Origin of the sequence: Microbacterium sp. NPDC064942 (assembly GCF_049545525.1) — a bacterium.
GTDB lineage: Bacteria > Actinomycetota > Actinomycetes > Actinomycetales > Microbacteriaceae > Microbacterium > Microbacterium gawkjiense.
The window spans coordinates 264,940-291,140 of record NZ_JBMWDR010000002.1; the positions used below are offsets into that span (position 1 = coordinate 264,940).

A 26,201-nucleotide genomic window follows, 5' to 3' on the forward strand; every position below is an offset into this window, starting at 1 on the left:
GCATGATCATCGCCGGCTTGGTGTTCGCGGCGCTCGGCGCCGCCATCCACGTCTACATCTTCTATCTGGAGTCGATCGCATGGTCGGGGGCAGCGGCGCGGCGCACCTTCGGCACGACGGACGAGACCGTGCACGTCACGAAGCCGTTCGCCTACAACCAGGGCTTCTACAACCTCTTCCTCGCGATCGCCGTCTTCCTCGGCATCGTCTTCGTCGCGACCGGATCGACCGCGATCGGCGCGACCCTCGTCTTCGTCGGCGCCGGGTCGATGGTGGCTGCCGGTCTCGTGCTGCTGCTGTCGGATCGCTCCAAGGCGCGCGCCGCGATGATCCAGCTGACGGCGCCGCTGCTCGGTGTCGTCCTGCTCGCGATCGGACTGGCGCTCTGAGACTCGCGGTCGTCGGCGCCGGCAAGATCGTCGCCGAGTTCCTGCCCCACGCCCGGCAGATCCCGGGCGTCACCCTCGCCGCGATCGTCGGCACCGAGCGCAGCAGGGCGAAGCTCGAGCAGACCGCGGTGACCCACGGCATCCCGTCCGTCTTCACCGACCTCGACGCCTGTCTCGCCGACCCTGCCGTCGACACCGTGTGGGTCGCGGTGCCGAACGTGCTGCACGCCGACGTCGCGCGGCGGGCGCTGCTCGCCGGAAAACATGTCGTCTGCGAGAAGCCCTTCGTGCTGCGCGCCGAGGACCTCGCCGAGCTCCGCGCGCTCGCCGAGGAGCGCGGGCTGATCCTGGTGGAGGCCATCAGCACGCAGTACCTCGCGAACGTCGAGTGGATGCGGCGGAACCTCGGCCGCCTCGGCGACCTGCGGCTCGTGCAGTGCGAGTACTCGCAGTACTCCTCGCGGTACGACGCGTTCCGCGCGGGGGACGTCGCGCCCGCCTTCGACCCGGCGGCCGGCGGCGGCGCCCTCATGGACCTCGGAATCTACGCGCTGCACCTGGTCGTCGGTCTCGTGGGCGCCCCTGACTCTGTCGTCTACACGCCCCGGATGGAGCGCGGTGTCGACACGTCGGGTGTCGCCGTCCTCGGCTACCCCGACCTGACGGCCGTCTGCGTCGCCGCGAAGGACTCGCCGGGCCCCTCGCGCACGAAGATCCAGGGGACGCAGGGCGTCATGATCGTCGACGGACCGCCCAACGAGATCGCCGCCGTCGAGCTGCTGCTGCGGGACGGGACGAGCGAGCGCATCGCCCTCGACGACGACCCGCATCGGATGACCGCGGAGTTCCGGGCCTTCGTGCGGATGATCGCCGAGCGCGATCTCGCCGAGCGCGACCGGCGGCTCGACCACAGCGCGGCGGTGCTCGACGTCGCCCTCCGCGCCGTCGCCTCCGCGGGCCTCCGCCTCGGCTGAAGCGCCCGATAGCCTGACGGGATGAGCGCCGTCACCCGAGCAGAAGAGCCCGTCGCCTGGTCGGAGGGGACCTGGACGACCCCGCCGCACGCGGCTGTGGATCAGGACGGGATGCTGTGCGTCACCGCCGTCGAGGGCAGCGACGCGTGGCGGATCACCTCCTATGGGTTCGTCCACGACACCGAGCACGCGCTGCTCGCGCCGATCCCCGACGGCACCGCGATGGAGGTCGCCTTCGACGCGACCTTCGAGGCCCAGTTCGACCAGGCCGGGCTGTTCGTCCGGGTGGACGAGACGCGGTGGGTGAAGGCCGGTGTCGAGTTCTCGGACGGCGACCTGCAGCTGGGCGCCGTCGTGACCGACAGGATGTCGGACTGGTCGCTCGCTCCCGTGCCGGAGTGGCTCGGCCGCCGCATCACGGTGCGCGTGAGCCGGGACGGGAACGCGCTCACCGTGCGGGCGGGCGCCGACGACGAGCCGCTGCGGCTGGTCCGCGTGATCCCCTTCGCGGCCGACCTGGATGCCACGGCGGGCCCGTTCGTCTGCGCCCCGACCCGTGCCGGGCTGACCGTCGCCTTCGCGTCGTGGCGGCGGGGCTCCGCCGACGCGGAGCTGCACTGACGGCCCGAGGCAGGGCGCCGACGCGGCAGCCTCCCGGCATGACCGTGCGCACCGTGATCCTGTCGGGTGCCGGCCGGTACGCCGACCCGTGGCATCCCTTCGCCGAGACCTCCGCCCGACTCGCGGCGATCCTGCAGGGAATCGGTCACGACGTGACCGGCCGCGAGGACGTCGATGCCGCGATGGCGTCGCTCGCGGACGCCGACCTCGTCGTCGTCAACGCGGGCGATCCGTGGCGCGGCGGGGAGCGGGGAGTGGATGCCGCGGCCGTCGCCGCGTTCGATGCGGCGCTCGACCGCGGGGTCGGCGTCCTCGCGATGCACTGCGCGGTCGCCTCGCTGCGCGACTACCCGCGCTGGGCGGGTGCGATCGGGGCGGTCTGGCTGCCGACGCTGTCGTTCCATCCGCCGTTCGGCCGGGTCGTGGTCGACGCCCGGGACGGGGTGCCCTTCACCGTCGAGGACGAGCGGTACTGCGCGCTTCAGGCCACCGGCGACCGGGACGTCATCGCGTGGCACGAGGGCGACGCCGGTCACCGCGAGCCGACGGCGTGGCGGCGCACGGTCGGCCCCTCCCGCGTCGCGGTGGACGTGCTCGGTCACGACGCGCGCTCGTACGACGCGCCCGGGCACGCCGCGCTCGTCGCGGACCTGGCCGCCTGGGCCGCCGCCACGCGCTGAAGACCCTGCCGCCGCGCGCTGAACACCGACGCGCGGGGCGCCGGCTCAGCCGCGCCACATCCTCACCGAGGCGGGCATGAGGTACCGCCTCGAGCTCGACGCCTCGGACTGACACGTCCCCGCGACGGGCGCAACCCCCTCGCTCGCGTGCTCCCCTCCGACCAGGCTCGCACGGAACCTGAGGAGGATCGATGAAGGCGATGACCTATCGCGGACCGTACAAGATCCGCGTCGACCAGAAGAGCGACCCGGTGATCGCTCACCCGAACGACGCCATCGTGCGCGTCGAGCTGGCGTCGATCTGCGGCTCCGATCTGCACCTGTACCACGGCATGATGCCCGACACCCGGGTCGGCCACACGTTCGGGCACGAGTTCATCGGCTGGGTCGAGGAGGTCGGCTCGTCGGTGCGGAACCTGACGCCCGGCGACCGGGTCATGGTCCCTTTCAACATCTACTGCGGATCATGCTTCTTCTGCGCCCGCGGTCTCTTCTCCAACTGCCACAACGTCAACGCCAATGCGACGGCGATCGGCGGCATCTACGGATACTCGCACTCGACCGGCGGGTTCGACGGCGGTCAGGCCGAGCTGGTGCGCGTGCCGTTCGCCGACGTCGGCCCTCAGGTGATCCCCGACGACATCGCGTCCGAGGATGCGCTTTTGCTGACCGACGCGTTCTCGACCGGGTACTTCGGCTCGCAGCTCGCCGACATCGTCGAGGGCGACACTGTGGTCGTGCTGGGAGCCGGTCCCGTCGGGCTGGCCGCGGCGCGCTCGTGCTGGCTCATGGGGGCCGGCCGCGTGATCGTCGTCGACCACCTCGACTACCGGCTGCAGAAGGCGCGCGAGTTCGCCTTCGCCGAGACCGTGCACTTCGGTCAGGTCGACGACATCGTGCTGACGCTCAAGAAGATGACCGACGGTCTCGGCGCGGATGCCGTGATCGACGCCGTCGGGGCCGAGGCGGACGGCCACGTCCTGCAGCACGTCACGGCCGCGAAGCTCAAGCTCCAGGGCGGCTCGCCCATCGCTCTCAACTGGGCGATCGACGCGGTCCGCAAGGGCGGGACTGTCTCAGTCATGGGCGCCTACGGGCCGCTGTTCAGCGCGATCAAGTTCGGCGACGCCATGAACAAGGGACTGACGATCCGCGCCAACCAAGCGCCGGTCAAGCGGCAGTGGCCGCGCCTGCTCGAGCACATCCGCGCCGGACACATCGCCCCGCGGGAGCTCATCACCCACCGCTTCGACCTCGACGACATCGCCGAGGGTTACCACGTCTTCTCGTCGAAGCTCGACGGCATCATCAAGCCCGTCGTGACGTTCGGCGCCTGAGCGAGGAGGAACCATGCCGTACCGCGCAGACAAGCCCGGCCAGACCCCCGACCCCGAAGACCTCCGCCGCCGCATCCCCGGCTGGGGCGCCGACCTCGACCCCGCCGACCGCCCCGCCTTCCCGCGCGAACAGCCCGGGATCGAGACCGGCGCCCACTGGGACCTGCCCGAGCAGCAGCCGCACGGGTCCGGTCGCGAGCGCTCGATCGAGCACGAGCGCCTCACCCCGGTGTTCGGGACCGCGCAGCCGCTCCACGGCGTCTCGGGGGCGATCCGGCGACTGGCCTACGCGAGGTTCAGCGAGGGGCAGACACCGCACTGGATGCTGCTGATCCTGGGCGACCGGGTCGAGTCGGCGGGCGCTCACGCGAGGTCCCTGTTCTCCCGCCGCCCCGACGACCCGGTGACGCAGTCGGGCATCCTCGGCGAACGCGGACGCGGCCCGATCTCCTCGCGTGTCGGGCGGGGCCGCGTGGACGTGCGCCACACCTGGATGGACCCCGTCCTCGTCCTGGGGCCGTGGGTGGTGGCCGCGGTGGTCGTCTTCCGGATCGTCCGCGCGGCGGTGGCCCCGGCATCCCGCCGCTGACACGATCTTCCGACACGCCCGGGACGACATCGACCCCCGGCGCACCGCGCGCCGGGGGTTGCGCGGCGCGGGCGGGGAGAGGATCGTGGCACGGCTACGGAGATGCACCGCCCTGCGGATCCGCAGCGCCGTCACGCACGGCGTGTCCGCGGGTGACGGTGCGGTCTCGGCCGGAGGGCCGCCCCATGGGTCGATTCAACTACAGCAGTCAGGTCAAGACCGAGGTCGAGGACCGGGCGCTCGCACACCTGCAGGTCGTCATCGGCAACAAGCTGCGCCGCGGAGAGTCCTTCTTCTTCACGTGGCGCGACAACGCGACCGTCGGCGACGGTCGACGATCGGTCTGGATCCACCCGTCCGCGGACCTCGACTTCAAGTACTACGGGTCCCGCGCGCCGGCGATGAACCGGACGTGGCTCGAGAAGCTCGCGTACGCCGCGAACTCATCGGGCGGACTGTTCGTCATGTCCGAGCCGCCCGATGAGCCTCAGACGGGGACCATCGAGTCGATCTGAGCGGATGCCGGGCGTCGCCGCCCGGCATCCGACTCGTCTCAGGACAGCTTGTCCTTGATGACGCCCTCGGCCTTGTCGATCAGATTCGGCTTGGCGTCGGTGCCGTAGAAGCGCGGATCCGGCTGCGTCGGCGGGGGCATCGGCACCGAGGTGTCGGGCCCGTCGAGGGAGGTGAACTCGCCCTTGCCGTCGGGGGTCGGGCCGCTCGCCCACGAGCCTTCCGCCGCGGCCTGACCGTCGGAGAGGTGGACCTCCTGCATCCGCCGCGCGAAGATCGCATCGCGCTTGTCGGGTGTCGCGGTGAACTGCAGTTCCTGTCTGTGGAAGAACATCCTGGCTCCTGTCCGGTCGCCGCGGCGGGAGAAATGCCGGATGCATCCGAGCCGCGTCCGGGGACCGTAGGCAGCGCTCTTCCGGTCGGTGAGGGGCCGTGACGAGCTGACCGCGACGTGCGACACGGGCAGCCCGCAGCGGGCCCTCACGCCGACGGGTTAGCGTGGTGCGGGCAGTCGGACCGGGGAGGCGCAGATGGCGGCACGCCGCAGGCGATCCCCGGCGCGCGCGCGGCGCGGCCGGCTCGCGGCGCTCGCCGTCGGGATCGGTGTCGCCCCCGCCGCCGTCGTGATCCTCCTCGCCGCGTGCCTGCCGGCGGCGCTGCATCCCGCCGAGCCCGAGGGCGCGCCCCTGCCGCCGGTTTCGTCGCGCTGGGCCGACACCCCGCCACCCGCCCTCGCCGTCGCGGGAGCCGACCCCGCCCGCGCGGCGGCGGTCGATCTCGTCGACGCCGAGTGGGCGTCGCGGGTGGCGGCGGCCACCGGCATCCCCCGTCGCGCCGTCATCGCGTACGCGGCGGCGGACCTCACCGTCGCGCACGAGCAGCCGTCCTGCGCGATCGGCTGGAACACCCTCGCCGGGATCGGGTGGGTCGAGTCCCGGCACGGGTCGTACGGCGGGTCGCACCTCGACGAGAGCGGCCTGGTGACACCCCGCATCCTGGGGCCGCGGCTGGACGGGGACGGTGTGGCGGCCATCGCCGACACGGACGGCGGGGACCTCGACGGTGACGACCGGTGGGACCGCGCGGTCGGGCCGCTGCAGTTCATCCCCGAGACCTGGCGGCGGTGGGGCGCGGACGGAGACGCCGACGGCACCCGCGACCCGAACCACATCGACGACGCCGCCCTCGCGGCTGGGCGTTACCTCTGCCGGTCCGGCCCGATGGTGACCGAGACCGCCTGGCGCGACGCCGTGTTCACCTACAACCCGCTCACCCGGTACATCGACGACGTCGCGACCCGCGCGAACGAGTACGCGCAGATGACGCCGGCGGGCTGACACGACGAAGGCCGCACACGGGGTGCGGCCTTCGCGATCAGTGGTCGGTGCGCTTCAGCGACCTGCTGGAATCCGCCGAGTCGGGATCGACGCCCGGCTCGACCTTCTCGATGGGCACCGCCGCATCGTCCTCGACGGCCTGCTTGACCGCATCCATCGGGTCCTCGTCCGGGAGTGCACCTCCGGGAATCGGCTTGTCCGACTCGGTGTGCTGCGCGTCGTGGTCCATGACTGCTCCTCTCGTCGAGGTGCCGACGTTACGGAGACGCCGGGCCGCAGGGCAGGGGCTTGCACAGGTGAGGCCCCGGCGATAAGCCCGATCGCCGGGGCCGTTGTAAGCGCGGGAGAAAAAATCGGTGACCCGAACACCTCTCGTCTCGACCGTCCGCCTACGTACCTTGCACCGTCAACGCTAGGCGAGCGCACGTGACGTGCCGGGGGCATTGACGCCGCATCCCGGCGTCTGCTACTCACCCCGGCTAACCCTCGGTCCCGGCGGTGTCAAGCCCCTCGGTGCGCGCCTTGCGCGGAGCGATGGTGGGACCCGCGAGGCGGTCAGCTCGCGGCAGATCGACGAAGACCTGCGAACACGCTACATCCGGAGGTGCGACCGTGAGTGAGGATCCCTGCGGGCGATTGATCCTCGAGCCGCTGTCCGCGTCGGCATGGCGGCTCTGCGACGCGACGGCGGCGGCGTCCGACGCCGCCCATCTGATCGCGTACGTCGAGGCCGCCGACGACGGCGGGTACGACGTCACCTGGGTCTTCTGCGGTCGTGGGACGGGGTGGTACCCCACCGTGGACGAGCTGCTGCGCGGGGCGATCCGTTACCTCGCGGCAGCCGCGCCCCGCCGCGCCAAGCCGAAGCCGATCGCGCACCGTCCGCCGCTGGCGGCCCTGTAGGGGCTAATCGTCTCATCGCCGACTGTCAAGATCGTGACTCCGTGGGCGATCCGGCGCATGCTGGGTCTCCGATGTCCGTCCGAGGCCGAGGAGAACCGATGAACCGCATCGACATCTCGTACGGCGGCCAGTGGTACAGCATCGGCAATCGCACCCTCGACGAGGTCCATCAGGAGATCCAGGAGGGGGTGGCCGCAGGGCAGCATTGGCTCGCCGTCAATGACGGGGAGGGCAGCCCCCGGCCCGCCTACCTCTTCATCACACCGGGTGTCCCGATCGCCGTCATTCCCGTACCGGAGCCGCAGGATCCGCCCACCGACGGCCAGGCGGCGGCGTTCGACGACCCCGACCCCGACGGTTTGCCGCCGTTCTGGCGCGGCCCCCGCATCCATCCGGATCGGCAGCGGTCCGTCTGAGTTCTATCCCCGGTGCCCGTGGCGGTCAAGGGGATGACACCTGCGCCGCCCGGCGCGCAGACTGTCCTGCATGAGCGACGCCATTGACCCCCGTGAAGGGGTCCAGTCCGGCCCCTCGATGTCACAGAATCCCGCGGATGCCGCGCAGAGGATCGACGGCATCATCGTCCAGTGCCAGGCCGACCTCGCCGGCCAGGAGGGCGCGGACGTGCGCCTGCTGCTGGAGCGCCGACTGCAGGATGCCGGTTTGACGCTCTCCGACGAGGAGATGACCGCCGCTCTGGCGCGCCTGGGCGCGTGAGCCCGGCTATCACCGGGGCCGCCGGCGGCGCAACCCGATGTCGTCTGCGACGACGCCGACGTAGCGTGACACACGACCCTGTTCCGAGAAAGAAGGATGTGTCATGACGACAACCCAGACGAAGTCCGCGACCTCGGCGACCCGCAACAAGCGTCGCCCCGCCAAGTCGGGTGCGCAGCTGACGGAGGAGCAGAACGCGGAGCGCGGCTTCACCGCGTCGCAGAAGCTCAGTGACAACCTGCAGGCGGTCCTCGTCGACCTCCTGGAGCTGTCGATCCAGGGTAAACAGGCGCACTGGAACGTGGTCGGCAAGAACTTCCGCGACACGCACCTGCAGCTCGACGAGATCATCGACGCCGCCCGGGAGTTCAGCGACACCGTGGCCGAGCGCATGCGCGCCCTGCACGCCGTCCCCGACGGCCGCAGCGACACCGTCGCCGAGACCACGACGCTGCCCGAGTTCCCCCACGGCGAGGTGTTGACCTCGGACGTCATCGACCTCGTGACCGAGCGCCTCGAGGCGACCATTTCGACGTGCCGCGACGTGCACGACGAGGTCGACGAGGAGGATCCGACGAGCGCCGACATCCTGCACGGCATCCTCGAGAGCCTCGAGCAGTTCGCCTGGATGATCAGTGCGGAGAATCGCACTCCTCGGTGATCCTTCGACGAGAGCCTCTGCCGACGGCCGCGTCACTCCGTGACGTGGCCGTCGCGGTCGTCGTGGAACATCTCCGGCATGAGTTGGATGCCGCCGGAGGAGTTGGCGGATGCCGCCAGTTCCTCGATCCACTCGCGGCTGAGCGCGGGCGGCTCGGGCTCGTCGAACACGAAACGCAGGGGGATGGCGGGGTGCAGCCAGATGGTGGTGCGTCCCTGCGGCGAGTCCTCGGGGTGCTGCCACGAGACGGTGAAGCTCTCGGAACGTCGGAGCTTGGTCGCTATCACGATCTTCAGGTGAGCGAGCGCGCGATCCGCGATCCGGATGGGCATCGCCGAGCTGCCGTAGTAGATCACACCCATGGGGCCACCATAATGGGAGATGTCCGTCGCGACTCCGCGATGACACGACGAGGGGGCCGCAGTGGGCAAGTTCATCTATGAGGATTCCATCAAGGTGGACTTCGAAGACCGCACCCTGGCTCACCTGCAGCAGGTCATCGGCAACAAGCTGCGGCGCGGCGAGTCCTTCCACTTCACGTGGCGCGACGACAGGAGCATCGGCGAGGGCCGCACGTCCGTCTGGCTCCACCCCCACGCGTCGCTCGTCTTCAAGTACTACGGCAGCCGTCAGTCGCGCATCAATCGCGCGTGGTCCGAGGCCCTGATGTACGCCGCCAACTCGCCGGCCGGTCTGCACCTGGTCCCCGAGCCCGCCGATCCCGGTGAGGCGGAGAGCTCTGCCTGATCTCGTCGAACGCATCGCCGACGCGGCAGGCCGCGTCGGGGTGGTCTGCGCGGTCGCCGAATCCCTCACGAGCGGGCGTCTGGCGGCCGAGGTCGGGCGCGGCTCGTCCGCCCAGGACTGGTTCGCGGGCGGGGTCGTCGCGTATCAGGTGCGCGTCAAGGAGGAGGTCCTGGGCCTCGGACCCGGAACCGATCCCTGCTCGCCCGAGTGCGCAGAGCAGCTCGCACGCGGGGTCCGGGCCCTGCTGGGCGCGGATGTCTCCGTGTCGACGACGGGCGTCGGCGGACCGGACGCCCAGGGCGGGCACGCTCCGGGCACCGTCTACCTCGGCTGGGCGACGGCAGATGCCGCCGGCCACGAGCTCGTGCGGTTCGACGGGGATCCCGCCGAGGTGATCGACCAGGCGGTCGGGGCTGCGCTGGCCCTGCTGCTGCAGACCGTCGAGGCGACGCGCGCGGACGGGTGACGGGCGCGGCATCCGTGGCGTCCGCACAAGAAGCCGCCCCGCGCCGTGGGGGGTCGGCGAGCGGGGCGGCAGGGGGGGCCTGTGGGGTCACACCAGCAGGGGCGGACTCCCGAAGCGTTCGGTGAAGTCGGCAGCGAGGGCGTCCTCGTAGGCGTCCGCCTCGTCGATCAAGTCGGGGTGACTCATGCGGCGGCCACCGGGCGACGAGTCTCAGGACGGGCGGCGGTGATCTCGGGGATGTCGAGATCGGCATCGAGGACGAGTCCTCCGTTGGAGGTGGACTGGTCGGCCATTTCACGCAGCGTCGCGGGGTTCAGGGGGATCGCCGCGGCCTGGTCGTAGACGAAGCGCAGCGGGATGGCGGGCTGGAACCAGAGGGTCGTGCGGCCCTCGCCCTCCTCTCCGGTGCCCTTCCACGAGACGACGAAGCTCTCGCTGCGCCGCAGCTTGGTCGTCGCCACGGCGGCGAGGTGAGCGAGGATGCGGTCCGGCATGACGATGGGGGAATCGACGTTCCCGTAGTAGAGGCTTCCCATGACGTTCTCCTGGTGTGGGTCGTGGTGAGGGGGTCAGTGGTGGGCCGGCCGGGCCGTAGACCGGTGGGGCCGCTGTCGTGAGAGCGAATCGAGGATGAGTGCCCTCCAGCCCGTCCGCTGCTCAGGGATGAGAGCGACCCCGAGTGCCGTGAAGGGCGCCGGGATGGGGTGTGAGGGTGTGGGTGTCATCGTTCCGTTCCTGAATTACTAGCTAAACAATACATCTAGTAGATTTCACATCTCTTGTCTATCATTGGTTCCGAGAAGGACAAGAACTGTCACAGATTCGGACATGTAAGGTGGTGAAGTCGATGGAGGTGCTCGACTCGTACGGCTCCGTGGACGTCAGCGACAGCGTCGCGACGTGGCACGAGGTCGAGGCGGGCTTCTGGGTCGGCAACACCCACGGCGCGTTCCTCGGAACCGTCGAACAGAACCCCGCGGGATGGATCGCCCGAGATCACACCGGCGGGTTCGTGGGGAAGTATCCGGACGCGGCTGAGGCTCGGGCGGCGATCGGATGATGTTGGACACCCGTCACGAGCCGAGGAGTTGACATGCCTCAGTCCATCGTGCGACACGAGCACACGCACCTCTACGCCGCGCAGCCCAAGACCGACGCGGGGCGCGAGCTGAGCAGCGCCATCCTCGAGCTCCGTCATGCCGAGCAGGTCCAGGCGGACCGTTCCCAGCGCATCTCCGGCCTCGGCGGCATCGACCTCGCCGCCCTCCGCTATCTCGTGCAGGCGCGGCGTGAGGAGCGGGAGGTCAGCCCGAAGGACCTCATCGTGATGCTCGGGACCTCCAGTGCCACCGTCACCAACGTGATCGAGCGACTCGTGAGCAAGGGCTACGTCATCCGGGAGCAGCACCCTTCGGACCGGCGTGCCCACTATCTCGTGCCGACGGAGACCGCAGCCGATCTCGTCGACGAGGTCTACGGCGCCCACCACGGCGCCGTCGTCTCGGTCATCGACAGTCTCGACGAGCAGGCCGCGACCGTGACGGCCGACACCATCCGCCGCATCGCCGCAGCGCTCGACGATCTCGCCCGTCGCGGCTGACCACGACCCTCGAGGGGGTCGCGGCTCTTCTCAGATGACGGTGTCCGGCCCCAACCGGTGCCACGTGCGGTTGTGGTAGACGAGCGGCGACGTCGAGTCGCGCGCGATGTTCGCCTGCAGGGCGTGCGCGGCGATGACCGTCGAACCGCCGGCATCCATCCGGTCGATCACGGCGCACCGCACCCAGGCCCGCACACCGTGATAGACCGCTTCACCGGTGACCAGGCGCGACCACGGCAGCTCCGCGAAGCGGTCGATTCCGCTCGTCGCGCCGATCTCGGCGAGGCGCAGGTCGTCGGCGTCCAGCAGGTGGACGACGAGCGTCTCGGCCGCGGCGAGCACGGGCGCCGCCGACGACTGCGACGACACCGAGAAGATCAGGAGCGGGGGATCGGCGCTCACCGACGACACGGACGTCGCCGTGAGCGCGACGGGGCCGTTCCCGGCATCCGCGGTGATCACGGCGACACCGCCCGGGTGCCCCCGGAAGACGGCCTTGAACTCCTCGGGCGAGAGCGACTCGCCGAGCCCGGACGCGGCGAGTCCGTGATCGTCCGAAGCGGCGTGTGCGGGAGAAGTCATACCTCGAACCTACGATCACGCGGACGGGGGGAGGGTCATGTGTCCGAACCTTTCGTCCTGTTGCGTTGGATGACGACGAGAGCGGACGGACACGGATGCCGGGTGTCCGGTACCATGGCCGGGTGCTGACCCTTCGCTGTTGTCGTCGCTGACCGCCGGTTACCCGGCGACTCCCGCGACCCCATCAGCTTCCGCGCCTCTGTGAGCGCGGCATCCCGTCAGGAAGAACCCGTGCGTTACGCCAGCTCCATCGCCGACCTCGTCGGCAACACCCCTCTCGTCCGTCTGAACTCCGTCACCGAGGGCCTCGCCGCCACGGTCCTCGCCAAGGTGGAGTACTTCAACCCGGGCAGCTCGGCGAAGGACCGCATCGCGCGGAACATCATCGACGCCGCGGAGCGCGACGGGCACCTGAAGCCCGGAGGCACGATCGTCGAGCCCACGAGCGGCAACACCGGTGTGGGGCTCGCACTCGTCGCGCTGCAGCGCGGGTACCGCATGGTCTTCGTCGTGCCCGACAAGTTCGCCGGCGAGAAGGTCGCGGTGCTGAAGGCATACGGGGCCGAGATCGTCATGACGCCCACGAGCGTCCCGCCCGAGCATCCGGACTCCTACTACAGCGTGTCGGACCGGCTCGCCGCCGAGATCCCCGGCGCCTTCAAACCCAACCAGTTCGCGAACCTCCACGGACCGCGCGGCCATTACGAGACCACCGGGCCCGAGATCTGGCGCGACACCGACGGTCGGGTCACGCACTTCGTGGCGGGCGTGGGCACCGGCGGCACCATCAGCGGGACGGGGCGGTTCCTCAAGGAGGCGAGCTCGGGAGCGGTCACCGTTGTCGGCGCCGACCCGGAGGGCTCGATCTACTCCGGCGGCGACATCCACGGCTACCTCGTCGAAGGGGTCGGCGAGGACTTCATGCCCGCGACCTTCGACCCGACCGTCGTCGACCGTTACGAGAGGGTGGACGACGCCGAGTCGTTCGCGATGACCCGTCGCCTCGCGCGCGAGGAGGGTCTGCTCGTCGGCGGCTCGTCGGGGATGGCGGTCGTCGCGGCGCTCCGCGTCGCACGGGACCTCCCGGCCGACGCCGTGCTCGTCGTGCTGCTGCCCGACCACGGGCGCGGCTACCTCAGCAAGATCTACGACGACGGCTGGATGACCGACCACGGCTTCACCGTCGACACCGAAACCGAGACCACCACCGGGAGCCTCGCATGAGTGCACAGTCCTCCGCTCGCGGCTTCGCGAGCCTCGCCGTCCACGCAGGTCAGGAGCCCGACGAGGCGACGGGTGCCGTCATCCCGCCCGTCCACTTCTCGACGACGTACGCGCAGGACGGCATCGGCGGCCTCCGCGGCGGCTACGAGTACGGCCGCAGCGGCAACCCGACCCGCACCGCCCTGCAGACCCAGCTCGCCGCGATCGAGGGCGGCGCGTACGCGCTCTCGTTCGCCTCGGGGCTCGCCGCCGAGGACGCGCTGCTGCGCGCCGTGCTGCGCCCCGGCGACGAGGTGCTGCTCGGCAACGACGTCTACGGCGGCACGTTCCGGCTCATCTCCCGCGTCCTCGGCGACTGGGGCGTGAAGCTGCGCGTCGTCGACATGAGCGACCCCGAGAAGGTTCGGGCCGCCGTCACCGAGCGCGCGCCCCGCATCCTCTGGGTCGAGACGCCCTCGAACCCGCTGCTGCGCATCACCGACATCGCCGGCCTCGCCGAGATCGGCCACGGCGTCGGCGCGCTCGTCGTCGTCGACAACACCTTCGCGACCCCCGCGCTGCAGCGCCCGCTGTCGTTCGGCGCCGACGTCGTGGTCCACTCGACGACGAAGTACCTCGGCGGTCATTCCGACGTCGTGGGCGGTGCGCTCGTGCTGAACGACGACGAGCTCGCCGAGAAGATCGGCTTCCTGCAGTTCGCCGTCGGCGCCGTGTCGGGACCCCTCGACGCGTGGCTGACGACGCGCGGCATCAAGACGCTCGCCGTGCGGATGCGTCAGCACAGCGAGAACGGGCTCGCCGTGGCATCCTTCCTCGACGGACACGACCGGGTCGCGCGGGTCTACTACCCGGGCCTCGCGTCGCACCCCGGTCACGAGCTCGCGTCGCGGCAGATGGCGGGCTTCGGCGGCATCGTCTCGCTGGCGCTCGAATCGGGCGAGGCGGCGCGCCGGTTCGCCGAGTCGCTGCGGCTGTTCACGCTCGCCGAGTCGCTCGGCGGCGTCGAGTCGCTCGTCAACTACCCCGACGCGATGACCCACGCGTCGGTCCGCGGCACCGAGGCGGCCGTCCCCGTCGAGGTCGTGCGCCTATCGGTCGGCATCGAGGACGCCGCCGACCTGCTCGCCGACATCGAGCAGGCGCTGCAGGGCTGACGCCGGCGGGGCGCGGGCGCGTGCCCGGTGCAGGAAGAACGATGCGATCGGGCCTCTAGGGGGCGACCTTCGCCTCGCTGAACCTGCATCCGGTCCGCCCGCGGGCGATAGCGTGGCCGGATGACACACGCACGATGGGCCATCCTCGGTGCCGGCGCGATCAGCGGCGACTTCGCGCACGCGCTGCCCGACTCCGACCTCGGCCGGCTGCATGCGGTCGGCGCGCGGGACGTCTCGCGGGCGGAGGAGTTCGCCGCCGCGCACGGCGCCCCCGTGGTGGGGACGTACGACGAGATCCTCGACCGCGACGACATCGACGCCGTCTACGTCGGCACGGTGCACACGACGCACACGGACCTCGTGCAGCAGGCGCTGGCCGCGGGCAAGGCCGTGCTGTGCGAGAAGCCGCTCGGCGTCGATCCTGCCGAGACGGATGCCGCGATCGCGGCCGCTCGCGCTGCCGGACTGCCCCTCGTCGAGGCCTTCAAGTACCGCTTCGGGCCGTTCGCCGACCGCCTCCGCGAGCTGGTGGGCGGGGGAGCCCTGGGCGACCTGGTCGAGATCGAGTCCTCGCTCGGCTTCGCCGCGGGCAGCCGCACCGGACGCCTGTTCGACCCGGCGACGGCGGGTGGCGCGATCCTCGACGTCGGGTGCTACCCGTTGTCGCTCGTCGTCGGCGTCGCGGCGTGGGCGGGGCACGACCTCGACGGACTCGAGGTGCAGGCGGTGGCCGGCACGATCGGTGAGACCGGCGTCGACGAGAGCGCAGCGGCATCCGTCGATCTCGGTGGTGCGTCGGCGAACATCCGCACCGCGATCATCCACGACCTGCCGCGCCTCACCCGCGTCGTCGGGCGCGAGGCGAGCCTGGAGATCCCGAACGTGTGGGGGAGCCGGACCGACAGCACCGCGGCGGCGACGCTGATCCGCACGGACGGCACCCGTGAGGAGATCGAGGTACCGACCGTGCAGCCGATGGCGGCGGAAGCGGATGCCACGATCCGCGCCCTCCGCGAGGGGCGGACCGAGGCGCCCGAGATCCCGTGGGCCGAGACCCGCACGATCGCGCGGCTGCTCGCAGAGTGGCGCGGCGGCATCGCCTGAGCGTCAGCGGGTCCGCCACCACCGGCGACGGTGCGGTTTCTCGGGCTCGGCCGGGGGAGCGGATGCCGCGGCCCGCGCCGCGCGCCGGGCGCGCCACGCGGCGACCTCCGCGTCGGGGTCCCGAGTCGGGGTGACGACGGGCGGTCCGCCGAGCAGTTGACGGCGCGCCTCGACCACGCGGCGGGAGAAGTCCGCGGTGTACTCACGGACGTCCTCCTCGCGGTGGAAGGCGTCGACGCGCTGCTCGAACTCGGCGTGCTCGATGCGCAGCCGCAGGGCGGGCGGTCCGAGCCCGGACAGCTGCTCCGTCTGGATCTTGCGCTTGATCCACCAGTCGGGGTCGTGCGACCCGTCGAGCCCGTCGAGGGGCTTGCCCGCGCCGGGCAGGTCGTCGAAGTCGCCGCGGCGGATCGCCTGCTGGATGGCGGTCTCGACGTACATCGCCCGCTCGGTTCCGGTCGGGGTGCCGGCGTGCCGCTCGGGTTCCGGTGACGGGTGCTCGCCGTTCTCGCGCGCCGCCTGCTCGACCCGGTATCGCGCCGCACGCAGGCGGGGGTCCTCGTCCATGCCGCGGTCATCGGCCATTCCTCCAGAGTATGGCGCGCCGGTCTTGCTCCGGCGTTGCCGAGTATGCATATACTCAGAAAACACATACCCGGTATGCAGCGAGGAGTCCCGATGTCGGTACGTTCGAGCCTGTTGGCGATCCTGGATCAGGGTCCCTGCTACGGCTACCAGCTGCGGGCGGAGTTCGACCGCCGCACCGGGTCGACCTGGCCCCTCAACGTGGGTCAGATCTACAACACCCTCGACCGCCTCGAGCGCGACGGCCTGGTCGAGAAGGGTGACGTCGACGAGCAGGGTCACGTGTACTGGCAGATCACGGATGCCGGATCCGCCGAGGTGCGCGCCTGGCTCGACGCTCCCGTGGAGCGCTCGCAGGGCACCCGCGACGAGCTCGCGATCAAGCTCGCCGTCGCCGCCACCCTGCCGGGGGTCGACCTGGCCGCCGTGATCCAGCGGCAGCGCTCCGCGTCGCTGCGGCAGCTGCAGGAACTGAACCGCGCCAAGTATGCGGGTGCGAACCCCGACGGTCCCGAGGAACTCGCCTGGTCGCTCGTGGTCGATTCGATGATCTTCTCCGCCGAGGCCGAGGTGCGATGGCTCGACCACACCGAGCAGCGGCTCGCGCGGCATCCTCATCACACGATGGGTTTGGAGCTGTCCACCGAGACACCCAAGCGGGGGAGGCCTGCCAGATCCGAGGCGGGCAACGCCGAGGCGGTCGTGCGGTGAGCGCCGCCGTCCTGCAGCTGGTGGGGGTCACACAGCAGTACGGCGAGGGCGAGACGAGCGTCTCGGCACTGTCGGGCGTCGACCTGACGGTCGACAAGGGCGAGCTCGTCGCGATCATGGGAGCGTCCGGTTCGGGCAAATCCACGCTCCTGTCGATCGCGGGCGGGCTGCAGAAGCCCACCAGCGGCGAGGTCGTCGTCGAGGGGACCTACCTCTCGACGGCGACGCGTCGCGATCTGGCGCAGCTGCGGCGGCGCTCGCTGGGATTCGTGTTCCAGGACTTCAATCTCATCCCGACCCTCACGGCCGTCGAGAACGTGACGCTGCCGCTCGAGCTCGACGGCTTCCGAGCCCGGGTGGCGCGCCGTGCGGGTCGGGATGCGCTCGCCTCGGTCGGTCTCGAGGACAAGGTGGACGCCTACCCCGACGACCTGTCGGGTGGTCAGCAGCAGCGCGTCGCGATCGCCCGCGCGGTGGTCGGCGGCCGCCGGCTGATCCTCGCCGACGAGCCGACCGGCGCGCTCGACTCGGTCACGGGCGAGGCGGTCATGAAGATGATCCGCCACCGCGTCGACCAGGGGGCCGCCGGCATCCTCGTCACCCACGAGCCGCGCCATGCGGCGTGGGCGGACCGCATCGTGTTCCTGCGCGACGGCCGCATCGTCGACGAGTCGCAGCGTCGCGGCGCCGACGCGCTCCTGTCGGACGCGCGATGACCGCCGTGCAGGACCGGCCCCGAGCGGATGCCGGTACGCGCCGTCGCGTCGAGCGCCCGAAGCCCTCGCGCACGGCCCGCCTGCGCGTCTCGGCGCGCATCGCACGTCGTCAGGTGCGCCGTACGTGGGTGTCGTCGCTGTTGATCATGACGCTCATCGCGCTACCGATCGCGGGGATGGCGGGGGTTGCGGTGATGGTGTCGAGCTCATTCGCGACGCCCACCGAAAGGGTGAATGCCGAACTCGGGCGCATGTCCGCGTATGTGGAGCCGCTGTGGGCTGCCGATGCCGGCTTCTGGCAGAACCCGGAAGACCCCTACGAGTACGGGAATGCGTCGCAATGGGGCGGGTCCGACGGTTCGACAGAACCCGATCCGTCAGCCGACCCGGCGAGCGTGCTCGCCCCGGGCACGGAAATCGTTCCGGTGTCGTTCGGAGACGAGCGCATCGAGACGGTCGACGGCAACGCCCGCGCGCGCGCCGTCGCGGGTGATGTCACGGACGAGCGGTTCGAGGGCGCGTACACACTGATCGACGGACGGGCACCGATGAGTGACGACGAGGTCGTCGTGACTCCGGCGGTGCTCGACCGGGCGGGCGTGACGATCGGTGGCACACTGTCCCTCACGGACGGCGAACGGTTGACCGTCACGGGCACCTTCGATGATGCCACCGCCGGTGACGCCGACCCCGTACTCGCCTTCTTCGACGCTGACAGATACAGCCCGGTCCGGTCGTTCCTGCCGCATATCGACGTCGACGAGGACCTGCTGAGCGCCTTGAACGCGGCCGGTTTCGGCGTCTACGCGCGCGAGTTCGTTCTGGACCCGCCTCCGTTCGATCAGCCGTTCGACGACTTCTCCATCCCGACATCCGCCGAACGTGCGCAGCAGCGCGAGCTCGCGCTCGCGGCGGGCATCGGGGGTGGCGGACTCGCGGCCGGGTACATGGTCGTCATGCTCGCCGGCGCGGCCTTCGCCGTGAGTGCGCGCCGACAGCAGCGCGCACTTGCGATCGCCGCCAGCGTCGGCGCCGAGCCCCGAGATCTGCGCCGCATCGTGCTCTTCCAAGGGGCGGTCCTCGGCATGATCGCCGGTGGGGTCGGCCTCGCGGTGGGTGTGGCCGGAGCGGCGATCCTCATGCCGCTTCTCGCCAACGGGTCCGCGACGATGTTCTGGGGATTCCACGTCCCCTGGCTGTTGCTGACGGGCGTGCTGATCTTCGCCGTCGTCGTCGGTTCGGCATCGGCGTGGATGCCTGCCCGGACGGTCGGCAGGTCGGACACCATCTCCGCGCTGCGCGGAGCACGTCGCCCGATGAAGGTGACGGCCGCGCGTCCGCTCTGGGGATCCGTTCTGATCCTCGCAGGCATCGCCGTGACCATCGCCTCGGGTATCGCGGCGGGGGCGATCGCCATCAGCGAGACGATCCCGTGGGACTCACCACTGCGGTGGATCCCGACCGTGGGAATCGTCGGGGGGCCGATCCTCGCCCAGGTGGGCATCCTCGTGTCGGGACGGTGGCTGCTCTGGCTCGCGTCGCGTCTGCTCTCCCGCATCAGCCTCGCCGCGCGGCTCGCGTCGCGCGATGCCGTCGCCAACGGTGCACGTACCGTCCCCGCGTTCGCGGCCATCGGCGCGACCGTGTTCGTCGGTGTCTTCGCCGTGGCGATGGGGATGATGTCGGCCGAGCAATCCGCCCGGAACTACACCTACAGCGCCCCGGTGGGGACCGTCGTCGCCGACATCTCGACCATGGGAGAGCCCTTCCTGACCGCGGAGGATGCGCAGGAGGCGGCGGAGTCGGTTGATCGCCTCTTCGCGTCCTCCGAGGCGACGGCGATCGGCGTCGTGAGCGGCGGGCAGCCCGTCTACTACGTCGAGACGGTCGCCGACATCCCCGACGACCAGGAGCACGTCATGCTCGTCGCGCCGGCGCGCTCGCTCGTTTCCCCCGACGAGAACGGGCCTCAGGGGGCCATGTTCTCCGGGAGCACGATCGACAACCTGTCGGTCGTGGCGGCGGACGACCTCGAGGTGACGACGGGGATCACGCTCACCGAGGACCAGCGCGCCGCGTACGCGGCGGGGGCCGTCATCGTCGTCGACCATCGCTACGTCATGGACGGTCAGGTCGAGGTGGGCGCGTGGAGTGCCCGCGATGCCTACGAGGGCAGGATGCCCAGCAACGTCTGGTCGGGCGACGATGCCGCCGACCCGAAGTGGGAGCGTACCGCGGCCGCGATCGAGGTGACTGCACCGCACCAGAACATCGTCGCCGCAGTCGCCCCCGCGACGGCTGCGGAATGGGGGATGAGCGTGGTTCCCCGACAGGTGCTCGCGGTCTTCCCCGAGGGATCCGACATGAACTCCCAGGACCGGCTGAACGCGTTGTCGGGCAGTCTCGACACCGACGAGTACCAGGTGTCGATGTGGCGTGAGACCGGCCCGACCGAGGCCGCGGTCTGGCTCGTCCCCCTCCTCGGCGCCGTCGCCGTGCTCGTCCTCGGCGCGAGCGCGGTCGCCCTCGGGCTGGCGCGCTTCGAGCGGCGCCCCGACGATGCGACGCTCGCCGCGGTCGGGGGGACGCCGGGGCTCCGCCGTCGCATCGGGCTGTGGCAGGGGCTCGTGATCGCCGGGTTCGGCACGTTCGCGGGAGCGGCCGCCGGCATCCTGCCGCCCATCGGGTTCTGGCTGCAGTCGCAGACCGGGTACCAGCCATTGAGCCTCGCCGACATCCCGTGGTGGTTGCTGGGTGCGCTCGCGCTCGCGCTGCCGCTCGGTATCGCGCTCGTCAACTGGCTCGTGCCGCCGCGCGAACCCGAGCTCACGCGACGCAACGTCATCGCGTGAGCCCGGGTCAGCCGTAGCACTCGCGGACGCGCTCAGCCGCCGCCGCTCCACCGCCGAATCACCATCCGGATACCGAGTCACCACCGGCTTGTGCGCATCCGTCTGGTGATTCGGCACGCGAGTGGTGATTCGGCGCACGCGCGATGCGGCGTCAGAGGTGAGCGGATGCCTCGGTCAGCACGCTGCGAAGGATCCCCTCGATCTCGTCGAACTCCGTCGGCCCCATCGTGAGGGGCGGCGCGAGCTGGATCACGGGGTCGCCGCGGTCGTCGGCGCGGCAGTAGAGGCCGGCGTCGAACAGCGCCTTCGAGAGGAATCCGCGCAGCAGTCGCTCGGACTCGGCGTCGTCGAAGGTCTCCTTGGTCGCCTTGTCCTTCACGAGCTCGATGCCGAAGAAATAGCCGTCGCCGCGGACGTCGCCGACGATCGGCAGGTCGAGCAAGCGCTCGAGCGACGTGCGGAACGCCGGTGAGTTGTCCCGCACGTTCTGCAGGAGCCCCTCCTCTTCGAAGATGTCGAGGTTCTCGAGCGCGACCGCCGTCGACACCGGGTGCCCGCCGAAGGTGTACCCGTGCGGGAACGAGGCCGTCCCGTGCGCGAACGGCTCGTGGATCCGGTCGCTGATGATCGTGCCGCCCAGCGGCGAGTACCCGCTCGTGACCGCCTTCGCGAAGGTGATCATGTCGGGCTGGTAGCCGTAGCGGTCGGCGCCGAACCACTCGCCGAGGCGGCCGAACGCGCAGATGACCTCGTCCGAGACGAGCAGCACGTCGTGCCGGTCGCAGATCTCGCGGACGCGCGCGAAGTAGCCGGGAGGCGGTGGGAAGCATCCACCCGAGTTCTGCACCGGTTCGAGGAAGACCGCCGCGACAGTGTCGGCTCCCTCGAACAGGATCGCCTCCTCGATGCGGTCGGCCGCCCAGGTCCCGTACTCCTCGGGGGTCGTGCCGGTGAAGCCCTGCTCAGCCGCGCGGTACCAGTTCGTGTTCGGCACGCGGAAGCCGCCCGGTGTCACCGGCTCGAACATCGACTTCATGCCCGGCAGACCCGTGATCGCGAGAGCGCCCTGCGGGGTGCCGTGGTAGGCGACGAAACGCGAGATCACCTTGTGCTTCGTGGGCTTGCCCAGCAGCCGCCAGTACTGCTTGGCCAGCTTGAACGCCGTCTCGACCGCTTCGCCGCCGCCGGTCGAGAAGAAGACGCGGTTGAGGTCGCCGGGAGCGAGGTGCGCGAGTCGGTCCGCGAGCTCGATCGCGGACGGATGCGCGTACGACCAGATCGGGAAGAACGCGAGCTCCTCGGCCTGCCGGGCGGCCGCCTGCGCGAGGCGGGTGCGGCCGTGGCCGGCGGCGACGACGAACAGCCCCGAGAGCCCGTCGATGTACTTCTTGCCGCTCGCATCCCAGATGTGGTGGCCGTCGCCCTTCACGATGATGGGGACGCCCGATCCCTCGGTCATCGACGATTGCCGCGCGAAGTGCAGCCACAGATGGTCGCGGGCCATCGCCTGCAGGTCGGTCTCGGATGGTGCCATGGGTTCCTCCGGTGCGTCGATGTGGGTGGTGGGCGGATGCCGGGTGTCAGCGCATGGTGTCCAGGATCCCGACGAGGTCCTCGAACGTCGTGCGGGGGTTGAGGATCGCGAAGCGGGCGTTCGTGCGGCCGGCGTGGCTGGAGGGCGTGACGAAGGCGTGCTGGTCGTCGAGCAGGCGGTTCGACCAGGCCGTGTAGTCTTCCTTGCTCCAGCCGCGGCGCTCGAAGACGACGACGCTCAGCTGCGGACGACGCACGAGTTCGAGCTCCTCGCGGGACTCGATCTCGGCGGCGATGCGCTCGGCGAGCGAGATCGAGCACGTGATCGCCTCGCGGTAGACCTCGGCGCCGTACGTCGCGAGCGAGAACCACAGCGGCAGCCCGCGGGCCCGGCGCGTGAGGTGCGCGGCGAAGTCCGACGGGCTCCAGTCGCTCGTCTCGGTGAGGGTGTCGAGGTACTCCGCGTGCTGCGTGTGCGCGCGACGGCCGAGCTCCGGGTCGCGGTAGAGCAGCGCGCACGCGTCGAACGGGGCGAACAACCACTTGTGCGGGTCGACGATGAGCGAGTCGGCGTGCTCGATGCCGGCGAAGTAGTGGCGGGCCGAGGGCGACAGGGCTGCCGCCAGGCCGTACGCACCGTCGACGTGCAGCCACACCCCGTGCTCGCGCGTGACCTCGGCGACCGAGGCGACGTCGTCGACGATCCCGAAGTTCGTCGAGCCCGCCGTGGCGACTACGGCGAAGACGCTGTCGCCGTGCTCCTCCAGGGCCGCGCGCACCGCGTCGCCGTGGAGAACACCACCGGCATCCGGCGCGACCGGGACGACCTCGACGTCCATGACGCGCGCGGCGGACGCGATCGAGGAGTGCGCCTCGGCGGAGCAAACGACGCGCCACCGGTCCGGACGGATGCCGCGGTCCCGCGCGGTCTCCCGTGCAGCCACGAGCGCCGACAGGTTGCCGAGGGTGCCGCCCTGCACGAAGACGCCGCCGGCGGTCGCCGGGAGGCCGAACTCGGTCGCGAGCCAGCGGAGCACCTCGTTCTCGGCGTGGACGGCCCCGGCGCCTTCGAGCCAGGACCCGCCGTAGAGCGCGCTCGCCGAGACGACGAGGTCGAACGCGGCGGCCGCCTTGGACGGCGCGCTCGGGATGAACGAGAGGTAGCGCGGGTCGTCGGTGGTGATGCACGCCGGGGCGAGGACGTGCTCGAAGACCCCGAGCGCCTTGCGGGCGCCGATGCCCTGCTCGGTGATCGTCACGCCGGCGAGGCGCGCGAGCTCGGCCGGCGGCAGCGGCTTGTCGAGCGGGTTGTCGTCCGTCAGCAGTCGCTGCCGCGAGTAGTCGAGGACGAGGTCGACGATCTGACGGGTCTCGTCGGTCACGTCGTGCATGCGGGCGGGCTGGGTCATCGGTTCTCCGAGGTGGGGCGGGGGAGCGCAGGGGTGCGCGGTGGTCGGGTCCGGCGGGTGCCCAGACGTTCGAAGGCTACGCCCAGGCGCAGCAGCGCGGTGTCGTCGTAGGCGCGGCCGGCGATCGTGAGGCCCACCGGCATCCGGGTGTCGCTCATCGTGCCCATCGGCACGGTCACGGTCGGGATGCCGAGATGCCGGATCGCGAGGTTGCCGTTGGCGATCCAGACGCCGTTGCGCCAGCCGAGGTCGGCCGAGGCCGGGTTCACGTCCATATCGGCGGGACCCACGTCGGCGACGGCGGGGAAGACGACGGCGTCGAGGCCGGCGGCATCCATCCACTCTTCGAGATCGGTGCGGCGGAGGCGTTCGAGGGCACGCAGACCCTCCTCGAGCTCGGGCATGTCGCCCAGCCCGGCGCCCGGATGCGCGCGCACCCAGTCGGGGTATTCGGCGATGTCGTCGTCGAAGCCGGTGTAGCGGTCGGGGAGCGCACCCGGCGGGTGGGGGAAGATCGCGGCGCCGTCGACGTTGGCGAGGGTCGAGAGCGCGGGGTCGCCGTTGGCGGCGAGGAAGTCGTCCCACGCCCACGCCGACAGGTCGACGATCTCGCGCTGCAGATACCCCTCGGGGACGCGGTCGCGGATGGTCGAGGCTCCCGCGCGGTCGCCCTCGTACTCGCTCACGACGGGGAAGTCGACCTCGACGACGGTCGCGCCCGCGGCCTCGAGGTCGGCGCGGGCCGCACGCCACAGCGCCAGGATCGACGGGCGGGTCTCAATCCGCTGACCCGTCGGACCGCCGATGCCGGTGCCGGTCCCGGCATCCGGATCGGCGTTCACGTACATGCGGGGGATGCCGAGACGCACCCCGGCGAGCGAGGCGCCCTCCGCCAGCGCGGGATACGACGCGGGCCGCACCGCCGACGCCGCGGGGAGGGTCACCCACGGCTGCGCGCGCCAGAAATCGCCGCGGGTCTCGGTGTCGTCGGCGACGATGACGTCGAGCACCTCGAGCAGGTCGGCCATCGTCCGGGTGTGAGGCACGACGACGTCCATCGTCGGGACGAGCGGCCAGTTGCCGCGCACCGAAATGACACCGCGCGAGGGCGTGTAGGCGCAGAGCGCGTTGTTCGACGCGGGGCCGCGACCCGACGACCAGGTCTCCTCGCCGAGGCCGAACGCGGCGAAGCTCGCGGCGGTCGCCGTGCCCGACCCGTTCGACGACCCGCTGGCGAACGGTGCGGTGAGCCATTCGGCGTTGTATGGGCTCTCGGCGCGACCGTACACGCCGCGCTGCATCCCGCCGTTGGCCATGGGGGGCATGTTGGTGAGGCCGAGGCAGATCGCCCCTCCGGCACGCAGGCGTTCGATCGTGAACGCGTCGCGCTGCGCGACGAGGTCCGCGAAGGCGGGCGACCCGGCGGCGGCCGTCAGTCCCCGCACGAGGTAGCTGTCCTTCGCCGTGTACGGGATGCCGTCGAGCGGTCCGAGGGTCTCGCCGCGGGCCCGCCGCGCGTCGGAGGCCGCGGCCTCGGCTCGCGCGTCGGGATTGCGGACCACGACGGCGTTCAGCGCGGTGGCGGTGTCGGGTCCGTCGTACGCGTCGATCCGGGCGAGGTACGCGTCGACGAGCTCGACCGCCGTGGCTTCTCCGGACTCGAGGGCGGCGCGCAGGTCGGCGATCGGCGCCTCGACGACGTCGATCATGCCGTCACCGCCGGCTGCTGCTGCGTGATGCAGTGGATGCCGCCGCCGCGGGCGAACAGGCCGCGGGCGTCGACCGTGACGACCTCGCGGCCCGGGTACGCCTCGGCGAGGATCGCGCGGGCCTGCGCGTCGGCCTTCTCCTCGCCGAAGCCGCACGCGATCACGCCGCCGTTGACGACGAGGTGGTTGACGTAGCTCCAGTCGACCGGCCCATGAGCGTCGATCAGGGTCTCGGGGGCGGGGAGCGACACGATCTCGAAGCGGCGACCGGCGGCATCCGTCTGGCCCTCGAGCTCGGTGCGCAGCTGCGCGGTCACCGCGTGATCGGGGTGCGCCGGGTCTCGCTGATCGTGGAGCAGGATGCGGCCGGGCGAGGGGATCGTCGCCACGATGTCGACGTGCCCGTTCGTGCCGAAGTCGTCGTAGTCGCGGGTCAGGCCGCGGCTCAGCCACACGGCGCGCGTCGCGCCGAGCGTGCGGGCCATCTCGGCCTCGACGCGCGCCCGGTCGGCGAACGGGTTGCGGCGGGGATCGAGCTGCACGGTCTCGGTGAGCAGCACCGTGCCCTCGCCGTCGACGTGGATGCCGCCGCCCTCGTTCACGAGGACGGACGAGACGAGCTCGGCCCCTACCTCGGCGGCGATCAGGCGCGCGTGCGCCGCGGAATCCTGCCACTGCGCCCAGTCGGGCGCGCCCCAGCCGTTGAAGATCCAGTCGACCGCGCCGAGGACGCCGGGGCGCTCGTCGTCGACGACGAAGGTGGGGCCGTGGTCCCGCATCCAATACTCGTCGACGGGGGCCTCGAGCAGCGTCACCTCGCCGGGGAGCATGCGGCGTGCGCGCGCCGTCTCGGTCGGATCGACGACCATCGTGAGCGGCTCGAACCGCGCGACGGCGGCCGCGACGGCGGCCCAGGTGGCGTACCCCTCTTCGCGTTCGGCGTCGGTGTCGCCGAGGGTGAGGCCCTCGCGGGGGAAGGCCATCCACGTGCGCTCGTGCGGGGCGGTCTCGCTCGGCATCCGCCAGGCCATGGCGTCTCCCTGGGGTGTCGGGTAGCTTATTGATCGTTTGATCAACAAGGGGAGGGT

Annotated in this window: 32 protein-coding genes; 22 read left to right on the plus strand and 10 right to left on the minus strand. The window is 71.1% G+C overall.

Going from position 1 to position 26,201, the window contains the following annotated elements; all coding sequences use genetic code 11:
* Nucleotides 1-2: 2 nt before the first annotated feature.
* The 7 genes from ACPEH2_RS05575 (at nucleotide 3) to ACPEH2_RS05605 (ending at nucleotide 5,105) form a co-directional block, all read left to right on the plus strand.
* Nucleotides 3-389 (plus strand): DUF1304 domain-containing protein, encoded by a 387-nt coding sequence (locus ACPEH2_RS05575; RefSeq protein WP_359920309.1) that lies wholly within the window; start codon nucleotides 3-5, stop codon nucleotides 387-389.
* The gene (locus ACPEH2_RS05580; RefSeq protein ID WP_359920339.1) at nucleotides 386-1,363 is read left to right on the plus strand and encodes a Gfo/Idh/MocA family protein; all 978 of its coding nucleotides are present in this window, start codon (nucleotides 386-388) and stop codon (nucleotides 1,361-1,363) included. The genes ACPEH2_RS05575 and ACPEH2_RS05580 overlap by 4 nt, the downstream gene beginning before the upstream one ends.
* Nucleotides 1,364-1,384: 21 nt before the next feature.
* On the plus strand, nucleotides 1,385-1,984 hold the full coding sequence (locus tag ACPEH2_RS05585; RefSeq protein ID WP_423718404.1) for a DUF1349 domain-containing protein: 600 nt from the start codon (nucleotides 1,385-1,387) through the stop codon (nucleotides 1,982-1,984).
* A 38-nt stretch (nucleotides 1,985-2,022) separates the two neighbouring features.
* Nucleotides 2,023-2,664, plus strand: a complete 642-nt coding sequence (locus ACPEH2_RS05590) for a ThuA domain-containing protein (RefSeq protein ID WP_254631845.1) — start codon at nucleotides 2,023-2,025, stop codon at nucleotides 2,662-2,664.
* Nucleotides 2,665-2,855: 191 nt separating this feature from the next.
* Nucleotides 2,856-4,001 carry a zinc-dependent alcohol dehydrogenase gene (locus tag ACPEH2_RS05595; protein WP_423718405.1) on the plus strand — a complete coding sequence of 382 codons (1,146 nt, stop codon included), beginning with the start codon at nucleotides 2,856-2,858 and terminating at the stop codon, nucleotides 3,999-4,001.
* Between the two features lie 13 nt (nucleotides 4,002-4,014).
* Nucleotides 4,015-4,590 carry a hypothetical protein gene (locus ACPEH2_RS05600; protein WP_217529413.1) on the plus strand — a complete coding sequence of 192 codons (576 nt, stop codon included), beginning with the start codon at nucleotides 4,015-4,017 and terminating at the stop codon, nucleotides 4,588-4,590.
* A 185-nt stretch (nucleotides 4,591-4,775) separates the two neighbouring features.
* Entirely contained in the window at nucleotides 4,776-5,105 is a 330-nt protein-coding gene (locus ACPEH2_RS05605) for an ATP-dependent DNA ligase (protein WP_217529411.1), read from the plus strand.
* Nucleotides 5,106-5,143: 38 nt separating this feature from the next.
* Here ACPEH2_RS05605 and ACPEH2_RS05610 read toward each other — a convergent pair whose 3' ends face one another.
* On the minus strand, nucleotides 5,144-5,437 hold the full coding sequence (locus tag ACPEH2_RS05610) for a hypothetical protein (RefSeq protein ID WP_423718407.1): 294 nt from the start codon (nucleotides 5,435-5,437) through the stop codon (nucleotides 5,144-5,146).
* Nucleotides 5,438-5,633: 196 nt separating this feature from the next.
* Between ACPEH2_RS05610 and ACPEH2_RS05615 the strand changes: the two genes are divergently transcribed.
* Nucleotides 5,634-6,440: a lytic transglycosylase domain-containing protein gene (locus ACPEH2_RS05615; protein ID WP_423718408.1), complete on the plus strand. Its 807-nt coding sequence runs from the start codon at nucleotides 5,634-5,636 to the stop codon at nucleotides 6,438-6,440.
* A gap of 37 nt (nucleotides 6,441-6,477) precedes the next feature.
* Here ACPEH2_RS05615 and ACPEH2_RS05620 read toward each other — a convergent pair whose 3' ends face one another.
* Nucleotides 6,478-6,669 carry a hypothetical protein gene (locus tag ACPEH2_RS05620; protein ID WP_311860339.1) on the minus strand — a complete coding sequence of 64 codons (192 nt, stop codon included), beginning with the start codon at nucleotides 6,667-6,669 and terminating at the stop codon, nucleotides 6,478-6,480.
* Between the two features lie 383 nt (nucleotides 6,670-7,052).
* Here ACPEH2_RS05620 and ACPEH2_RS05625 point away from each other — a divergent pair, with 383 nt between their 5' ends.
* The 4 genes from ACPEH2_RS05625 (at nucleotide 7,053) to ACPEH2_RS05640 (ending at nucleotide 8,721) form a co-directional block, all read left to right on the plus strand.
* Complete coding sequence (locus ACPEH2_RS05625) at nucleotides 7,053-7,343, plus strand: hypothetical protein (protein WP_423718410.1); 291 nt, start codon at nucleotides 7,053-7,055, stop codon at nucleotides 7,341-7,343.
* Nucleotides 7,344-7,441: 98 nt separating this feature from the next.
* A complete protein-coding gene (locus tag ACPEH2_RS05630) occupies nucleotides 7,442-7,759 on the plus strand; it encodes a hypothetical protein (protein ID WP_423718411.1) in 318 nt (105 codons plus the stop codon).
* A gap of 70 nt (nucleotides 7,760-7,829) precedes the next feature.
* Entirely contained in the window at nucleotides 7,830-8,060 is a 231-nt protein-coding gene (locus tag ACPEH2_RS05635; protein WP_311285265.1) for a hypothetical protein, read from the plus strand.
* 103 nt (nucleotides 8,061-8,163) lie between these two features.
* On the plus strand, nucleotides 8,164-8,721 hold the full coding sequence (locus ACPEH2_RS05640) for a Dps family protein (RefSeq protein ID WP_064003810.1): 558 nt from the start codon (nucleotides 8,164-8,166) through the stop codon (nucleotides 8,719-8,721).
* Nucleotides 8,722-8,753: 32 nt separating this feature from the next.
* On the opposite strand, the gene ACPEH2_RS05645 is transcribed toward ACPEH2_RS05640, so the two are convergent.
* Entirely contained in the window at nucleotides 8,754-9,083 is a 330-nt protein-coding gene (locus ACPEH2_RS05645) for a hypothetical protein (protein WP_217529403.1), read from the minus strand.
* 61 nt (nucleotides 9,084-9,144) lie between these two features.
* On the opposite strand from ACPEH2_RS05645, the gene ACPEH2_RS05650 reads away from it, so the two are divergent.
* Nucleotides 9,145-9,468: a hypothetical protein gene (locus tag ACPEH2_RS05650; RefSeq protein WP_064003812.1), complete on the plus strand. Its 324-nt coding sequence runs from the start codon at nucleotides 9,145-9,147 to the stop codon at nucleotides 9,466-9,468.
* Nucleotides 9,446-9,934 (plus strand): CinA family protein, encoded by a 489-nt coding sequence (locus ACPEH2_RS05655; RefSeq protein ID WP_423718412.1) that lies wholly within the window; start codon nucleotides 9,446-9,448, stop codon nucleotides 9,932-9,934. The genes ACPEH2_RS05650 and ACPEH2_RS05655 overlap by 23 nt, the downstream gene beginning before the upstream one ends.
* Before the next feature lie 182 nt (nucleotides 9,935-10,116).
* Here the strand turns inward: ACPEH2_RS05655 and ACPEH2_RS05660 are convergent, their stop codons facing one another.
* Nucleotides 10,117-10,470, minus strand: coding sequence for a hypothetical protein (locus tag ACPEH2_RS05660; protein WP_217529401.1), 354 nt, complete (start codon nucleotides 10,468-10,470; stop codon nucleotides 10,117-10,119).
* 299 nt (nucleotides 10,471-10,769) lie between these two features.
* Here ACPEH2_RS05660 and ACPEH2_RS05665 point away from each other — a divergent pair, with 299 nt between their 5' ends.
* Both ACPEH2_RS05665 and ACPEH2_RS05670 read left to right on the plus strand, forming a co-directional pair.
* Nucleotides 10,770-10,994 (plus strand): hypothetical protein, encoded by a 225-nt coding sequence (locus ACPEH2_RS05665; protein WP_217529397.1) that lies wholly within the window; start codon nucleotides 10,770-10,772, stop codon nucleotides 10,992-10,994.
* A gap of 33 nt (nucleotides 10,995-11,027) precedes the next feature.
* On the plus strand, nucleotides 11,028-11,534 hold the full coding sequence (locus tag ACPEH2_RS05670; RefSeq protein WP_217529395.1) for a MarR family winged helix-turn-helix transcriptional regulator: 507 nt from the start codon (nucleotides 11,028-11,030) through the stop codon (nucleotides 11,532-11,534).
* A 30-nt stretch (nucleotides 11,535-11,564) separates the two neighbouring features.
* Here the strand turns inward: ACPEH2_RS05670 and ACPEH2_RS05675 are convergent, their stop codons facing one another.
* Nucleotides 11,565-12,116 (minus strand): flavin reductase family protein, encoded by a 552-nt coding sequence (locus tag ACPEH2_RS05675; RefSeq protein WP_253035669.1) that lies wholly within the window; start codon nucleotides 12,114-12,116, stop codon nucleotides 11,565-11,567.
* A gap of 231 nt (nucleotides 12,117-12,347) precedes the next feature.
* Between ACPEH2_RS05675 and ACPEH2_RS05680 the strand changes: the two genes are divergently transcribed.
* The 3 genes from ACPEH2_RS05680 (at nucleotide 12,348) to ACPEH2_RS05690 (ending at nucleotide 15,598) form a co-directional block, all read left to right on the plus strand.
* On the plus strand, nucleotides 12,348-13,340 hold the full coding sequence (locus ACPEH2_RS05680) for a pyridoxal-phosphate dependent enzyme (protein ID WP_359920329.1): 993 nt from the start codon (nucleotides 12,348-12,350) through the stop codon (nucleotides 13,338-13,340).
* Nucleotides 13,337-14,494: a cystathionine gamma-synthase gene (locus tag ACPEH2_RS05685; RefSeq protein WP_423718413.1), complete on the plus strand. Its 1,158-nt coding sequence runs from the start codon at nucleotides 13,337-13,339 to the stop codon at nucleotides 14,492-14,494. Before ACPEH2_RS05680 ends, ACPEH2_RS05685 begins: the two co-directional genes overlap by 4 nt.
* Nucleotides 14,495-14,614: 120 nt before the next feature.
* Nucleotides 14,615-15,598: a Gfo/Idh/MocA family protein gene (locus ACPEH2_RS05690; RefSeq protein WP_423718415.1), complete on the plus strand. Its 984-nt coding sequence runs from the start codon at nucleotides 14,615-14,617 to the stop codon at nucleotides 15,596-15,598.
* 3 nt (nucleotides 15,599-15,601) lie between these two features.
* On the opposite strand, the gene ACPEH2_RS05695 is transcribed toward ACPEH2_RS05690, so the two are convergent.
* Nucleotides 15,602-16,183 (minus strand): DUF1992 domain-containing protein, encoded by a 582-nt coding sequence (locus tag ACPEH2_RS05695; protein WP_423718416.1) that lies wholly within the window; start codon nucleotides 16,181-16,183, stop codon nucleotides 15,602-15,604.
* Between the two features lie 93 nt (nucleotides 16,184-16,276).
* Here ACPEH2_RS05695 and ACPEH2_RS05700 point away from each other — a divergent pair, with 93 nt between their 5' ends.
* The 3 genes from ACPEH2_RS05700 to ACPEH2_RS05710 are packed head-to-tail and all read left to right on the plus strand — an operon-like array spanning nucleotide 16,277 to nucleotide 20,462.
* Complete coding sequence (locus tag ACPEH2_RS05700; RefSeq protein WP_253035664.1) at nucleotides 16,277-16,894, plus strand: PadR family transcriptional regulator; 618 nt, start codon at nucleotides 16,277-16,279, stop codon at nucleotides 16,892-16,894.
* On the plus strand, nucleotides 16,891-17,610 hold the full coding sequence (locus ACPEH2_RS05705; protein WP_311285274.1) for an ABC transporter ATP-binding protein: 720 nt from the start codon (nucleotides 16,891-16,893) through the stop codon (nucleotides 17,608-17,610). The genes ACPEH2_RS05700 and ACPEH2_RS05705 overlap by 4 nt, the downstream gene beginning before the upstream one ends.
* Nucleotides 17,607-20,462, plus strand: a complete 2,856-nt coding sequence (locus ACPEH2_RS05710; RefSeq protein WP_423718417.1) for an FtsX-like permease family protein — start codon at nucleotides 17,607-17,609, stop codon at nucleotides 20,460-20,462. The genes ACPEH2_RS05705 and ACPEH2_RS05710 overlap by 4 nt, the downstream gene beginning before the upstream one ends.
* Before the next feature lie 151 nt (nucleotides 20,463-20,613).
* On the opposite strand, the gene ACPEH2_RS05715 is transcribed toward ACPEH2_RS05710, so the two are convergent.
* The 4 genes from ACPEH2_RS05715 to ACPEH2_RS05730 are packed head-to-tail and all read right to left on the minus strand — an operon-like array spanning nucleotide 20,614 to nucleotide 26,144.
* Entirely contained in the window at nucleotides 20,614-21,996 is a 1,383-nt protein-coding gene (locus tag ACPEH2_RS05715) for an aspartate aminotransferase family protein (RefSeq protein WP_423718418.1), read from the minus strand.
* Between the two features lie 46 nt (nucleotides 21,997-22,042).
* Nucleotides 22,043-23,404: a pyridoxal phosphate-dependent decarboxylase family protein gene (locus ACPEH2_RS05720; protein WP_423718419.1), complete on the minus strand. Its 1,362-nt coding sequence runs from the start codon at nucleotides 23,402-23,404 to the stop codon at nucleotides 22,043-22,045.
* Entirely contained in the window at nucleotides 23,401-25,113 is a 1,713-nt protein-coding gene (locus tag ACPEH2_RS05725) for an amidase (RefSeq protein WP_423718420.1), read from the minus strand. Before ACPEH2_RS05725 ends, ACPEH2_RS05720 begins: the two co-directional genes overlap by 4 nt.
* Complete coding sequence (locus ACPEH2_RS05730; protein ID WP_423718421.1) at nucleotides 25,110-26,144, minus strand: agmatine deiminase family protein; 1,035 nt, start codon at nucleotides 26,142-26,144, stop codon at nucleotides 25,110-25,112. The genes ACPEH2_RS05725 and ACPEH2_RS05730 overlap by 4 nt, the downstream gene beginning before the upstream one ends.
* Between the last annotated feature and the right edge of the window lie 57 nt (nucleotides 26,145-26,201).